The sequence below is a fragment of the Micromonospora sp. NPDC005161 genome (genome assembly GCF_053599855.1).
In genome coordinates, this window is sequence record NZ_JBSFYQ010000014.1 from 96,641 (window position 1) to 109,737 (window position 13,097).

Consider the following 13,097-nt stretch of genomic DNA (forward strand, 5'->3'; position numbering starts at 1 on the left):
CCTAGCCTGAAGACGGGTCCAGGTTCGGGTGGGAGGCGATCGTGAGCACCATCGTCGTGTTTGGCGCGGGCGGCACCGCCGGGTCGCGGATCACCGCCGAGGCGGTCGACCGGGGGCACCGGGTGATCGCCGCCGTCCGCCGCCCGGAGGCCACCTCGTACCTGCCGGCCGGGGTGCGGACGGTCACCGGCGACGCGACCAGCGAGCGGAGCGTGCGGGAGCTGGCACCGGACGTGGACGCGCTGGTCGTGGCCATCGGCGGCGGCGAACGCGAGCTGTGGCGGAACGCGGCGGAGAACCTGGTGACAACGCTGCGCGGGATGCCGGCGGCGCCGCGGATCATCCACCTGGGCGGCGGGTCGACCCTGCTCACCCCACGTGGCACCCGCATCGTGGACGAGCCGGACTTCCCGGCGCAGTATCGGGACTCGGCGCTGGGCCAAGCCGACGCCCTCGACTACTACCGCACCGCCGCCGATGGGGTGAGCTGGACGTACGTCTCGCCGCCCCCGCTGGAGTTCCACCCCGGCGAGCGCACCGGGCACTACCGCACCGGCACCGACCAGCCGGTCACCGACGACCAGGGCCGTTCGGTGCTGACATACGAGGACCTGGCGGTGGCGATCGTCGACGAGATCGAGCAGCCGCGGCACCAGAACGCCCGCTTCACCGCCGCGTACTGAACACCACCCGCCAACCGTCAGTCGGCGAGCCGGGCCGGGAAGCCGCCGGTGGCGATCGGGCCCCAGGAGTCGATGGTGACCCGGATCAGCGACTTGCCCTGGCGCACCATCGCCGCCCGGTAGTCGTTCCAGTCCGGGTGCTCGCCGGAAATGCTGCGGAAGTACTCGACCAGCGGCTCCAGCGCCTCCGGCAGGTCCAGCACCTCGGCGGTGCCGTCGAGCTGCACCCAGGGCCCGTTCCAGTCGTCGGACAGCACGCAGGCCGAGACCCGCGGGTCGCGGCGGATGTTGGTGACCTTAGCCCGCTCCGGGTAGGTGGAGACGACCAGCCGGCCCTGGCCGTCCACGCCCGCGGAGACCGGGGAGGACTGCGGGCGGCCGTCCGCCCGGGTGGTCATCAGCACGACGCGGTGTCGCGGCCGGAGGAAGTCGAGCAGGGTGTCCCGGTCGACCCGGGTGTTCTTCGCGATGCTGGGCGCCATCATCCGTTCCTACCAGGGCGATCGCGACGCGGCGACGGCGGGTCAGCTGGGCCGGGCCGCGCGGTGCGCCGCCTGGGCCGGCACCCGGGGCCGACCGGCCGGACGCCAGGCCCGGCCGTTCGCGTAGATCACCCGGAAACCGAGGTACGAGGCGAGCGGCGCCCAGTGCGCCGAGCCCATCCGCAGTTCGGCGGCATTGTGCCGCTGACCGTTGGCCAGCACGTCGAGCAGCACGGTTTCGAAAGCGGCCGATTCGACCCAGTCGACTTCCCGGGTGAAACCGCAGATCAGGGCGGCTCCGGTGACTTCGAGGAACTCGCGCAGCACCGCGTCCGAGGCGCGCAGCACCGAGCAACTGCCGAAATAGAGCCGGCGCCCCTCGCAGCGGCCGGCCATCAACTCGGCCACCTCGTTCAACTCCACGGACTGCCAGTCGGTGAGGCAGAGTCGGCTCGGCTCACCGTGCATGGCGAAGAAGGCGACCCGGTGGTCGGCGTACTGCTTGAGCAGCCAGCGGTCCAGGAAGTAGAAGAGCTCGTCGCGGGTGGCCGCGTCCTTGTGGATGAACCGGATCTTGCCGAGCCGTTCCAGCAACTCGAGGGTGGGCAGCACGGAACCCCGCTCGTTGAGGTCTCGGTGCCACTGGCCCTCGACACAGAAGACGCCACCGCGTGCCACGTGCACCTCCGCCAGTCCGCCGCCCGAGGCTGACGTTACCGGCCGCCAATGGCCGAGGAACATCACCCTCGGTGCGATTGATTGCGACGTTCGGTGTGGTTGCCCTTTGGCGGGGTGATCGGGAGTGAATGGCTGTTTCGCAAATCAGTCGAATTCCCAGCCGATACCCAGGCAAGGCCAATCGTGAGGACAATTCTCATTAATTGCCGCCAACCGCACTGATCAGTGCGAGGGTGGAAATCACGGGACGTCTCGGTCGATGTCCTGAAGCCACCCCATTCGCTCTCCTATCGGGAGGACTTCTGTGCGCGTAAACACCTTGAAGCGAGCTGCCGTCGCATTCGCCCTGGCGCTGCCCGGGGCCGCGATCGCCTCGGTGGTCGCCGCGCCCGCGGCGCACGCCGACGGCTGCTACACCTGGGACCGCACGCTGTCCCAGGGCCGCTCGGGCAGCGACGTCCGCCAGTTGCAGATCCGGGTGGCCGGTTGGGCCGGGTCCCGGGACATCGTCGAGAACGACGGCATCTACGGACCGAAGACCGCCGCGGCGGTCAAGCGGTTCCAACAGGCGTACGGGCTGCGCGCCGACGGGATCGCCGGGCCGCAGACCTACGCCAAGCTGTACCAGCTCCAGGACAACGACTGCACGCCCGCGCACTTCAGCTACAACGAACTGGACAACGGGTGCGGCGGGAGCGGGTGGAGCGGCGGTCCGCTGTCGGCGAGCCAGACCAAGCAGAACGCGCTGCGCACCATGTGGAAGCTGGAGGCGCTGCGCAAGGGCCTCGGCGACAAGCCGCTCTACGTCTCGGGCGGCTTCCGCAGCCGGAGCTGCAACAACCAGGTCGGCGGCGCCTCGGACAGCCAGCACCTGTACGGCAACGCGGCCGACGTCACCTCGCGGACGTCGTCGCTGTGCCAGGTCGCCCGCGGCGCGCGCAACAACGGCTTCAGCGGTCTCTACGGGCCGGGCTACCCCGACCACGACGACCACGTGCACGTCGACTCGCGGCGGGAGAACAACAGCGACAACAGCTCGAACACGACGAGCTGGTCCGCGCCGGACTGCGGGATCGGGGCCGGCAACGACTGAGGCTCGGACAGCACGACGCCGGCCCGGCGCGGGTGGGGAACCTCCGCGTCGGGCCGGCATCGTGTCGCCCCGGGTCTGGCGGGCGAGGGGTAGCGCCGCTTCAGCTCGCCCGGGGCCAGCGCGGCGCGGTGACGGGGGGAGTCACCGGCCGGCCGGGAGCGGTGGGTCGTACCCCGGGTGGGACGACCCGCGCGGCCGGGTGTCGCGCCGTCAGCCCGTTGGTACGCGCGGCCTGGGCCGAGTAGCCGGCGGGACGGGCGGAGGACGGCCCGGTCGCGGTGAACGGGAAGGGCACGTGCACGAAGGGGTTGCCGTGCCGGATCAACGCCTCGATCTGTCGCTCGTTGAGCCCGTGTGTCTCGAGCACCCGCCGCCCCCAGCGGTGCAACCGGCAGGGGTAGGAGGCGCCGTCGTTACGGCACAGTGGCCCGGTGGGCCACTCCTCTGCGGTGTGCACCACCACCGCCCGGACCGCGAGCCGGACATCCTCGGGGGTCAGCGGTGCCGGCAGCGGCACCTCCCCCAGTACCTGATCGATGGGATCCGTCGACTGCTCACCAACTCGCACGGCAGGCCTCCCGCAGCTCGGCAGCGATACGGCGGACCAGCCGCATCGACATCCTCGGCCAGTGGTACGGCCGACACCGGACGAAAGTTCAATCCCTTTGCCCCTAATCGGTGCCCCTAACGGGGTTCGCTCAGACCAGGCCGGCGTCGTGCACCAGCAGGGCCACCTGGACCCGGTTGTTGAGGTCGAGCCGGGTCAGCAGCCGGGAGACGTACGCCTTCACCGTCGCCACGCTCATGAACAACTCCCCCGCGATCTCCGCGTTGGTGCAGCCCCGGCCCAGCGCGACCGCCACCTGCCGCTCCCGCTCGCTGAGCCCGCTGAGCAGCCGCAACGCCCGCTCCCGGCGCGGGTCGGGACCGGCCAGGCCTGGCGCGGCGGCGGTCACGTGGGCGATCAGCGTCCGGGTCACCGTCGGGGAGAGCGTCGCCTCGCCGGCCGCCACGCGACGCACCGCGTGCACGATGTCCGCCGGCGGGGTGTCCTTGAGCAGGAAACCGGCCGCCCCGGCGCGCAACGCCCGCAGCACCTGCTCGTCGGCGTCGAAGGTGGTCAGCACCAGCACCTCCGGTGGGTGCGGCTGGGCGCGCAACGCCTCGGTGGCGGTCAGCCCGTCCACCCGTGGCATCCGGATGTCCATCAGCACCACGTCCGGGGCGAACGCGGCGACCGCGGCCGGCACCTCGCCGCCGTCGGCCGCCTCGCCGACCACGGTCAGGTCCGGCAGGCCGCCGAGGATCATCGAGAGCCCGGCCCGGACCAGGGCGTCGTCGTCCACGATCAGCACCCGCACCGGGGTGGCGCCCGCACCGGCCCCGGTCTCGCCGGCCAGCCCGGTCACGCCGGCCACGGCAGCCAGGCGGCCAACCGGAAATCGCCCCCGTCGTCCCGGCCGTACGCCAACCGGCCGCCGGCCAGGGTGACCCGCTCGGTGATGCCGACCAGGCCGGTGCCGGCGCCCGGTAGCTGCGCCCCGGTCGGGGTGCCCACCGGCCACCGGTTGCTGATCGCCACGGTCAGCCCAGGGCCCGGCCCCCCGGCAAGATCCACGCTGACGGCCGCGCCGGCCGCGTGCTTGCGGGCGTTGGTCAGCCCCTCCTGCACGATCCGGTACGCGGCCCGCCCCAGCGCCACCGGCACGTCCTTTGCCGCGCCGACGCTGTCGGTGACGTTCACCCGCACCCCGGCCGCCCGCGACTCGGCGATCAGGGCGGGCAGGTCGGCGAGGGTGGGCTGCGGGGGCTCCGGGGCATCGCCATCGCCCTCGGCCCGGAGCACTCCGATCACCTCGCGCAGGTCCTGGAGGGCCGCATGTGCGCTGCCCCGGATCACCCCGGCCGCCCGGGCCACCTCGTCCGGGGGCGCGTCCGGGCGGAACTCCAGCGCACCCGCGTGCAGGCTGAGCAGCGAGATCCGGTGGGCCAGCACGTCGTGCATCTCCCGGGCGATCCGGGTGCGCTCCAGGTGCCGGGCCTGGGCGACCCGCAGCTGCTGCTCCGCCTCGGCCCGCTCGGCCCGATCCCGCAGCGACACGATCAACTGCCGCCGGGCCCGTACGAACATCCCCCAGGCCAGCACGGCGAAACTGATCACCACGCCCCACGTCGCGGTGGCCCAGTACGGCATGCCCGGGTCCGGGCGCAGCCAACTGAAGACCATGTTGGTGACCAGTCCCACGCCGGTCATCGCCACCGCGACGGCGGTGCGCCGGTGCACCACGACGGTGAAGTAGAGGATCACCAACGGGATGGCCGAGGCCATCGAGAACAGCGTCAGCGGTGTCGTGGCCACCAACAGCCCGAGCGGCCACCGCCGGCGCAGCCAGAGCAGCCCGCAGCAGGCCAGCCCGAGCAGCGCGTCCGCGCCGATCATCCAGTCGTGCGGCAGCGGGGGCGTGACGGCCGGGTCGGGCGACAGGGCATCCGCGGTGACGAACAGCACCCAGAGCAGGGAGAACAGGAAGGCCAGGGTGTCGACCGCCCAGTCCCGGGTGGTGCGGCGGGGCCGGCGGGTCGCCGCGTCCGGGTTGGCCGCGTCGGCCAGCGCCCCGGGCAGCAGCCAGGGGTGTTCCGGCACGGCGAGGCTGGTCACGAGGCCATGCTAGGCAGCCGATCGCCGCCGCGACCAGCTACCAAAGTCGAGACCCTCGAGTCGACCAAGGTCGGTGCGGCGCCGACCGGTGGCCGCAGCGGATGGCCGGGCGGCGCGGGCAGTCTCGACGACATGATCACTGTGGAGAACCTCACCAAGCGATACGGGCCGCACCCGGCGGTGGACGACGTGTCGTTCCAGTGCGAGCCGGGCACGGTCACCGGCTTCCTCGGCCCGAACGGCGCCGGCAAGTCCACCACCATGCGGATGATCTGCGGGCTCACCGCACCGACCGCCGGCCGCGCCACCGTCTCCGGGCGCCCCTACCGGGAGCTGCCCAACCCGGGGCGGGAGGTCGGGGTGCTGCTGGACGCCTCCGCCCAGCACGCCGGGCGGACCGGCCGCGAGGCGCTGACGCTGTCCGCGTACACCATGGGGTTGGACCGGCGGGAGGTCGCCGCGAAGCTCGACCTGGTCGGGTTGAACGCGGTGGCCGCCAAGCGTCGGGTACGGGCGTACTCGTTGGGCATGCGCCAGCGGCTCGGCCTGGCACAGGCGCTGCTCGGCGACCCTCGGGTGTTGATCCTCGACGAGCCGGCGAACGGCCTGGACCCGGAGGGGATCTTCTGGATGCGCGGCCTGCTGCGCGACTTCGCCGACCGGGGCGGCACCGTGCTGCTCTCCTCCCACCTGCTGCGCGAGGTGGAGGCGGTCGCGGACCGGCTGGTGGTTATCGGGGGCGGCCGGATCGTGGCCCAGGGCACCAAGGACGAGCTGCTCACCGGCGGCGGCACGCTGGTCCGGGCCCGCGACGGCGCGGCGCTGCGCCGGGCGCTGGACGCGGCCGGCCTGACCGCCGCCGACGGCGCCGACGGGCTGCTGGTGCAGGCCGACGCCGAGGCGGTCGGCCAGGCCGCCGCGGACGCCGGCGTCGCGCTCGCCGAGCTGCGCCCCGCCGGCGGCGGTGGCCTGGAACAGCTCTTCCTCACCCTGACCGCCGGCGAATCCACCAAGGAGGCCGTCCGATGAGCACCACCACCGCGCCCGCCGCCAACACCGTCACGCCCCGGCAGCACGCTCCGGCGCACCGCCCGTCGATGCTCCGGCTCACCGCCGTGGAGCTGCGCAAGCTCGTCGACACCCGGGCCGGCCGCTGGCTGCTGATCACCATCGGGCTGGTCGCCGCCGCGATCGCCACCCTCCAACTGATCTACGCCAAGGACGCCGAGCAGACCTTCGTCAACTTCTTCACGCCCTCGCTGCTGCCGATCGGGGTGCTCCTGCCGGTGCTCGGCATCCTGTCGATCACCAGCGAGTGGTCCCAGCGGACGGCACTCACCACGTACGCCCTGGTGCCCCGCCGGGAGCGGGTCGTGGCCGCGAAGCTGATCGCGGTGGCGCTGGCCGCGCTCGCCTCGGTGCTGGCCAGCCTGGCCGTCGCCGCCGCCGGAACGCTGGTGGCGTCCGCCACCGGCGGCGCCGGCACCTGGCAGATCGACGCGTCGCTGCTCCTGAACGCGGCGATCTTCCAGGTCACCGGCGTGCTGATGGGTGCCGCCTTCGGTCTGCTGCTGCTCAACCCGCCGCTGGCCATCGTCGGTTACCTGCTGCTGCCCACCCTCTGGGGTGTGCTTGGCGAGCTGGTGCGACCCCTGCGCGGCCCGGCCGGCTGGCTGGACACCAGCCGGACCATGGAACCGCTGTTCAGCAGCGACGCCATCACCGGCGAACAGTGGGGCCGGATAGCGGTGTCCCTGCTGGTCTGGATGGTCGTCCCGCTGGCCGCCGGCCTGTTCCGGACGCTGCGCCGCGAGGTGTCCTGAGCATGGCCGGTGAGGATTACGGCCCGCGCACCGTCGTCACCGGCGGGCCGGTCGAGCTGGTCGTGCTGTGGGGCGGCTTCCCGCTGCTCGGCGCGGGCGCCGGCGGCCTGCTCGCGCTGGCGGCGGGCTGGGTCGCCGGGCTGCCCTGGGCACCCGTGCAGTGGCTGTTCAACCTGCTGGACCGGCTGCCCGAGCAGCAGGCGATCGTCGGCACGGCAGCGGTGGGCGCGCTGGCCGGTCTGGTCATCGCCGGGGTGGGCACCGCCGAACGGCTGGTCGTCACCGTCGACGCGGCGCGGGTCCGGCTACGCCGCGCCGGCGAGGACCGGCACGTCACGCGGGCCGAGACCCGGGTGGTCTTCGTCGACAGCGGAGATTTGGTGCTGCTCGACGCGGACCGCGCGGAGCTGGTCCGGGAGTCGACCGACCTGCCGGGCCCCCGCCTGGCCGCGGCGTTCCGCACGCACGGCTGGGGGTGGGCGGACGGCGATCCGCAGCGGTCGGCGTACCGGCTCTGGGTGCCCGACCTGCCCGGGCTGCCCGCCGGCGCGGACGCCCTGCTGCGGGCCCGCGAACGGGCGATCCAGCGGGATCGGCGCGACGACGCCCGGGAACTGCGCCGGGAGCTGGGCCGGATCGGAGTGGTGCTGCGCGACGAGCGCAAGCGGCAGTACTGGCGGCTGACCGGGCGGGCGGTCACCCCCGGGGCGGAGGAGCCGACTTCGGCCGAGCAGGGGTCGGACGGGCGGTAGCGTCTGTCCCAGGAGATCCTGGGAGCGCGTGATGACCGAGCAGCAGCCGTACCGGGTGGTGTCCCGACACCCCGGCTTCGAGCTGCGCCGGTACCCGGCCCACCTGGTGGCCGAGATGCAGATCCAGGCGTCGTTCACCCGGGCCCCGATGGAGGCGTTCCGGCCGCTGGCCGCCTACATCGGGGGTGCCAATCGGGCCCGGCACCCGATCGGGATGACCACGCCGGTCATGCAGGAGGCCACCGGCACGGAGAAGATCGCGATGACCACGCCGGTGGTCCAGGAGGAGGGCGAGCAGCCGGACACGTATCTGGTCCAGTTCGTCATGCCGGCCGGCTTCACCGCCGCCACCCTGCCCGAGCCGGTGGACCCCCGGGTGCGGATCCGGGCGGTCCCGGCGCAGCTCGCGGCGGCGATGCGCTTCTCCGGGCGGTGGACGGAGAAGGCGTTCGGCCAGCGGGCCACCATGCTCGGCCGGTCGGTCACCGCGGCCGGGCTGCAACCGACCGGCGCCATCCGGTACGCCCGGTTCGACCCGCCGTGGAAGCCCTGGTTCCTGCGCCGCAACGAGGTCGTGCTGCCGGTCGTGGAGTGAGTTCAGCGGCGGTAGCCGAGTGCGGGCGGCCAGGCCAGCAGCAGCCCCATCCCGAGCCCGGCGAGCAGCCCGATCAGCGAGTACAGCACGTCGGAGTCGGCCGCGTTGATCGGGCTGTTGCCGGCCAGCGCCGTGAACATCGCGCCGATCGGCAGCAGCACGATCATGACGATGGCCACGACCAGCAGCAACACCGTCGGGCCCACGAGCGCGGCGAGGGCGGCGGCCACCGCGTGACGCCGCCACGCTGGCCGCCCACCCGGCCAGTCCCACGCCAGCAGGGTGACCCCGGTGAGCAGCACCGCCCCGAGGGCCAGCTCCGGCAGGGCCCGCGGGCCGGGCGGGATCGTCCGGATCAGTCCGACGCCGGCCACGGCCGCCACGCCGAGCCCGGCCGCCAGCACGCAGCGGGCCCGGGTCCGGGCCGGGGCCGCCGCCAGTGCGGCGCCGATGGTCAGGGTGACCAGCAGCACGCCGGTGGCGAAGGCCGCCGGGTTCAGCTCGGGCTCCCGGTCGGTCGGTGACTCGATGCCGGTGGCCACCATCGTCAGCACCCCGGCCACGCAGGCCGCGCCGGTCAGCGCCCACCGGTCCGTACCCGCGCCGGGTGCGCTGCGCTCCCGCCACCGCAGGACCGCCGCCGCCGCGCCGAGCACCGCGCTGCCGCCGGCGGCGAGCAGCACCGTCGGCCCCGTACCGGTCGGGTCGGCCCGGTCGATCGTCACGTCGGCGGCGACCCAGAGGCCACCGAGCAGCACCGCAGGCCCGGCCCACCGCAGGCGCCCGCGGCCGGCCAGCACCAGCCCGAGGACGACCGCGACGATCGCCGTGAACCGCACGTCCCGCGCCCAGTAGGCGTTGTTGCCCGGCAGCCGCTCCGACCAGGGGCCGATCGGTTCGGTGAGCGGTTGCAGCACCGTCATGCCGATCGCCCAGAGCAGCACGGCGGCGGCGGAGAGGAGCAGCCCGACCGGGCGCGCAGATCGCATCGGTGAACGGTAGCGGCCCGGCGCCCACCGCGGCGGCCCTCGGGACGGGACGGGTCATCCGGCGAGGGTGCCCACCGGCGACCGGGCGGGACGGTGGCGCAGTAGCCGCCACGTCGGCAACACACTCGCCATCACCGCGAGCAGTAGGCAGAGGCCCACGACGCCGCCGACCACCGACCACGGCACGACGAGGTCCACCGGCGCGCCGACCTGCTCGGCGAGGCCGGCGCGGATGCTCAGCAGACCGGCGAACGCCACGCTCCCGCCGAGCGCCGCGCCGATCAGCACCACCAGGGCGGACTCGGCCGTGACCAACCAGAGGACCTGCCGTCGGGTCGCCCCGGCCAGCCGGATCAGCCGCAGGTCGGCGGCCCGGCCGGCGGGGGCCAGCAGCAGCGTGTTTGCCACCGCGATGGCCCCGTAGCCGGCGGACACCCCGATCAGCAGCAGCGTGAACAGCCAGACGAGGCGGTCCTCGGCGGCGTCTGCCTCGGCCGCCCAGGTGGCGACGTCGATGACCCGAGCGCCGGCGGGAGGATCTATCCGGTCCCGGACGTACACCGTGGAGGTCAGCGCCGACGGGTCGTGGGCTCGCACCACGGCCCGGGGCACAAGCAGGTCGCCGGGGAGTGAGTCGTCGCTGACCACGGCGACGATGCGCAGCGACAGCAACGCCCCGTCGGCGAAGACCAGGGCGTACGGCTCGGACGGCAGCAGATTCGCCGAGGCGGTGACCACCACCGTGTCGTCACCGCGCAGGTCGTCGAGCGAGCCGGCGACGACGGTGAGTGCCCGGTTCGCGGCGGCGAAGCCCACCGGGTCCACGCCGAGCGCGGTCAGTGGCCGGTTCTCCGGCGATGTTCCGGGGTCGGTGCGGAAGACGGTGGTCGGCAGGAGGGCGGTGCCGCCGGTCGCGGCGACGGCCCGGTCCGACAGCCCGGGAGCCCGGTCGGGCACGACGACCCAGCCGGCGTTCACGTTGTCCGTCCGACCTGCCGCATACGCGGCGGTGGTGGTCCGCACCATCCCGGACACCAGCACCGCGAACGCGACCGTGAGCAGCACTGGCGCGGCTGTGGACGCGGTCCGCCGGGTCGCGGTCAACGCGCCGCCCCGGACCAGCATCCCGATCGCGCCGCCCGGCCGTCGCACCGGAGACCGCAGCAGCCGCACCACCGGCCCGACCACCGCCGGGGCGAGCACGGTGGCGCCGGCCACCAGGGCCATCACCGCGTAGAGGGCGTACGTCGCCGCGTCCCGGGCTTCGTCGGCGGTCGCCGTCCCGAGGCTGAGCGCGGCGCCCGCCGCGACGAGCAGCGCGCCGGTGGCGGTGCGCAGCCGCCCGATCGGCCGCTGTTCCACCGCCGCCTCGCGCAACGCCTCCAAGGGGCGCACCCTCGCCGCTCGGCGCGACGCCGACCAGACGGCCAGCAGCGCGATCACCGGCCCGGCGGCGAGCGAGACCGCGACCGGCCAGTGTTCGTAGCGGACCTGGAAGGTCGCCGGCTCGAAGCCGACGTCGACCAGCAGTCCACCCAACGCCGGAGCGAGCGCCGCGCCGACCAGTAGGCCGACGAGCCCGGCGCCGGCGCCGACGGCGAGCGCCTCGGCGTACACCATGCGGCGGACCTGGCGTGGGGTGGCGCCGACGGCGCGCAGCAGGCCCAGCTCGCGGCGGCGCTGCGCGATGGTGAACGCGAAGGTGGAGGCCACTACGAACACTGTGACGAAGCCGGCGAGGGCTGCCGTGGCGGTGAGCACCTGCATGCCGATCCAGCGGGTACGGGCGTCATTGCGAGGCTCCAGCGCGCCACGCGCGTCGCCGGTCAGCACCCGTCCGTCGCCGCCGACGACACCGCGAGCCGCCACGGCGAGCCGCTCCGGGTCGGCGCCCGGCGCGAGCACCAGCCCGATGGCCCGGACGCCGGGCGCGAGCGCGGCGGCGACCTCGTCCGCGACGTAGACGCCGGGCGCGTCGACCAGACCACTGACGGTGTACGGCTCCGGGCCCGCCGCCGTGAGAAGGGTGACCGGCGCGCCGGTACGCAGCCCGAGCGCACGGTCGACGACCACCTCGCCGGGCTTCCGGGGCGGCTCACCGGCCGTGCGGCGCAGTCCGCCCAGCCGGGTGCTGGACCAGCCGTGCCCCTGGTGGGCGTCCTCCCGCTGGGCATCGGTGGTCGCGGGGCGGCCGTTGACGAGCGGCTGGGCGTAGAAGGTCCGGTCCGGCATCGCCGCCGCGACGCCCGGCAGACCGGCCAGCCTGCTGGTGAGTTCCGCCGCCACGCTGGCCGACCAGGGCCGGCTCGGCACGAACGAGTCAGCCGGCGCACCCGCCTCAGGGCTCTGCACCACCACCGCCGCCTGCGTCAGCCGGTCCGGCACCTGCGGGCGCCCGGAGGCGAGCAGCAGGGTGGCCGCCGCGACCAGCGCGACCCCGATGGCGACGGCCACGAACGCGCTGGCCGACCGCCGGATGTTCAGCATGACGGCTCCGCGACCGTCTCCATCGCGTGGCGGGAGGGACCGACCGGATCTGTCTCCCGCTCGGCGATTCGCGCGGCGACGGCGGCGGCGGTGATCTCACCGGTCAGCTCGTCGACGACGCGGCCGTCGGCGAGCAGAAGAACCCGATCGGCGTACGCGGCGGCGGCGGGGTCGTGGGTCACCATCACGACGGTCTGCCCGTGGTCGTCGACGAGCGCGCGCAGCAGCTGGAGCACCTGCCGGGACGCCGCGCTGTCCAGGGCCCCGGTCGGTTCGTCGGCGAAGACCACCGCCGGTCGGGTGATCAACGCGCGGGCCACGGCGACGCGCTGCTGTTCACCGCCGGACAGTTCACTCGGCCGGTGCCCGGCCCGGTCGGCCAGTCCCCCGGCGTCGAGCGCGGCGGCGATGTCCCGGGCCGGTGGACGGCGGCCGGCCAGGCGCATCGGCAGCTCGACGTTCTGCGCGGCGGTCAGCGTGGACACCAGGTTGAACGCCTGGAACACGAAACCGATCCGGTCGCGCCGCAGCCGGGTCAGCGCGTCCTCGCCGAGGTCGTTCAGGGGCGTGCCGTCGATCGTGACGAGCCCCTCGGTCGGGCGGTCCAGCCCCGCCGCGCAGTGCAGCAGGGTGGACTTTCCTGAGCCTGAGGGGCCCATCACCGCCGTGAACGTGCCGCTCGCGAAGCTGGTGGTCACGCCGTCGAGCGCCGTCACCCGCCGGGTCCCGGTGCCGTACACCGCGCGCAGCCCCGTCAGGGTCACCGTGTGTGTGGTCATGACCGCCACGGTGTCCGCTGCGGCAGGTGCCGCGCGTCGTGCCAGCGCGGACACTTTCCGGCCCTCCTCCGGGTGGA

The 13,097-nt window shown here is 74.1% G+C and carries 14 protein-coding genes; 6 read left to right on the forward strand and 8 right to left on the reverse strand.

The annotated features are described in order from the left end of the window. Window positions 1-41: 41 nt before the first annotated feature. Window positions 42-683 (forward strand): NAD(P)-dependent oxidoreductase, encoded by a 642-nt coding sequence (locus ACWD5O_RS16155; protein WP_387326751.1) that lies wholly within the window; start codon window positions 42-44, stop codon window positions 681-683. A gap of 17 nt (window positions 684-700) precedes the next feature. Here the strand turns inward: ACWD5O_RS16155 and ACWD5O_RS16160 are convergent, their stop codons facing one another. Next, window positions 701-1,165 carry a PPOX class F420-dependent oxidoreductase gene (locus tag ACWD5O_RS16160; protein ID WP_354967923.1) on the reverse strand — a complete coding sequence of 155 codons (465 nt, stop codon included), beginning with the start codon at window positions 1,163-1,165 and terminating at the stop codon, window positions 701-703. A 42-nt stretch (window positions 1,166-1,207) separates the two neighbouring features. Beyond that, the gene (locus ACWD5O_RS16165) at window positions 1,208-1,843 is read right to left on the reverse strand and encodes a DUF6642 family protein (RefSeq protein WP_354967922.1); all 636 of its coding nucleotides are present in this window, start codon (window positions 1,841-1,843) and stop codon (window positions 1,208-1,210) included. 304 nt (window positions 1,844-2,147) lie between these two features. Here ACWD5O_RS16165 and ACWD5O_RS16170 point away from each other — a divergent pair, with 304 nt between their 5' ends. Next, entirely contained in the window at window positions 2,148-2,936 is a 789-nt protein-coding gene (locus tag ACWD5O_RS16170; protein ID WP_450004590.1) for a D-Ala-D-Ala carboxypeptidase family metallohydrolase, read from the forward strand. 100 nt (window positions 2,937-3,036) lie between these two features. On the opposite strand, the gene ACWD5O_RS16175 is transcribed toward ACWD5O_RS16170, so the two are convergent. The 3 genes from ACWD5O_RS16175 to ACWD5O_RS16185 form a co-directional block, all read right to left on the reverse strand. Beyond that, entirely contained in the window at window positions 3,037-3,504 is a 468-nt protein-coding gene (locus ACWD5O_RS16175; protein WP_354967920.1) for a hypothetical protein, read from the reverse strand. A gap of 130 nt (window positions 3,505-3,634) precedes the next feature. After that, a complete protein-coding gene (locus ACWD5O_RS16180) occupies window positions 3,635-4,363 on the reverse strand; it encodes a response regulator (protein WP_450085829.1) in 729 nt (242 codons plus the stop codon). Beyond that, on the reverse strand, window positions 4,342-5,595 hold the full coding sequence (locus tag ACWD5O_RS16185; RefSeq protein WP_450085773.1) for a sensor histidine kinase: 1,254 nt from the start codon (window positions 5,593-5,595) through the stop codon (window positions 4,342-4,344). Before ACWD5O_RS16185 ends, ACWD5O_RS16180 begins: the two co-directional genes overlap by 22 nt. 132 nt (window positions 5,596-5,727) lie before the next feature. Between ACWD5O_RS16185 and ACWD5O_RS16190 the strand changes: the two genes are divergently transcribed. The 4 genes from ACWD5O_RS16190 to ACWD5O_RS16205 are packed head-to-tail and all read left to right on the forward strand — an operon-like array spanning window position 5,728 to window position 8,765. Then, entirely contained in the window at window positions 5,728-6,624 is an 897-nt protein-coding gene (locus ACWD5O_RS16190) for an ABC transporter ATP-binding protein (RefSeq protein WP_450085774.1), read from the forward strand. After that, window positions 6,621-7,418: an ABC transporter permease gene (locus ACWD5O_RS16195; protein WP_450085775.1), complete on the forward strand. Its 798-nt coding sequence runs from the start codon at window positions 6,621-6,623 to the stop codon at window positions 7,416-7,418. Before ACWD5O_RS16190 ends, ACWD5O_RS16195 begins: the two co-directional genes overlap by 4 nt. A gap of 2 nt (window positions 7,419-7,420) precedes the next feature. Then, window positions 7,421-8,170, forward strand: a complete 750-nt coding sequence (locus ACWD5O_RS16200) for a YqeB family protein (RefSeq protein WP_450085776.1) — start codon at window positions 7,421-7,423, stop codon at window positions 8,168-8,170. Window positions 8,171-8,201: 31 nt separating this feature from the next. After that, window positions 8,202-8,765, forward strand: coding sequence for an SOUL family heme-binding protein (locus ACWD5O_RS16205; RefSeq protein ID WP_450085777.1), 564 nt, complete (start codon window positions 8,202-8,204; stop codon window positions 8,763-8,765). Window positions 8,766-8,767: 2 nt separating this feature from the next. On the opposite strand, the gene ACWD5O_RS16210 is transcribed toward ACWD5O_RS16205, so the two are convergent. From ACWD5O_RS16210 to ACWD5O_RS16220, 3 genes are read right to left on the reverse strand one after another with little or no spacing between them, the layout of a single operon-like run. Next, complete coding sequence (locus tag ACWD5O_RS16210; RefSeq protein ID WP_450085778.1) at window positions 8,768-9,754, reverse strand: hypothetical protein; 987 nt, start codon at window positions 9,752-9,754, stop codon at window positions 8,768-8,770. Window positions 9,755-9,808: 54 nt separating this feature from the next. Further along, window positions 9,809-12,241, reverse strand: coding sequence for an ABC transporter permease (locus ACWD5O_RS16215; RefSeq protein ID WP_450085779.1), 2,433 nt, complete (start codon window positions 12,239-12,241; stop codon window positions 9,809-9,811). Then, window positions 12,235-13,020 (reverse strand): ABC transporter ATP-binding protein, encoded by a 786-nt coding sequence (locus tag ACWD5O_RS16220; protein WP_450085780.1) that lies wholly within the window; start codon window positions 13,018-13,020, stop codon window positions 12,235-12,237. Before ACWD5O_RS16220 ends, ACWD5O_RS16215 begins: the two co-directional genes overlap by 7 nt. Window positions 13,021-13,097 lie beyond the last annotated feature (77 nt).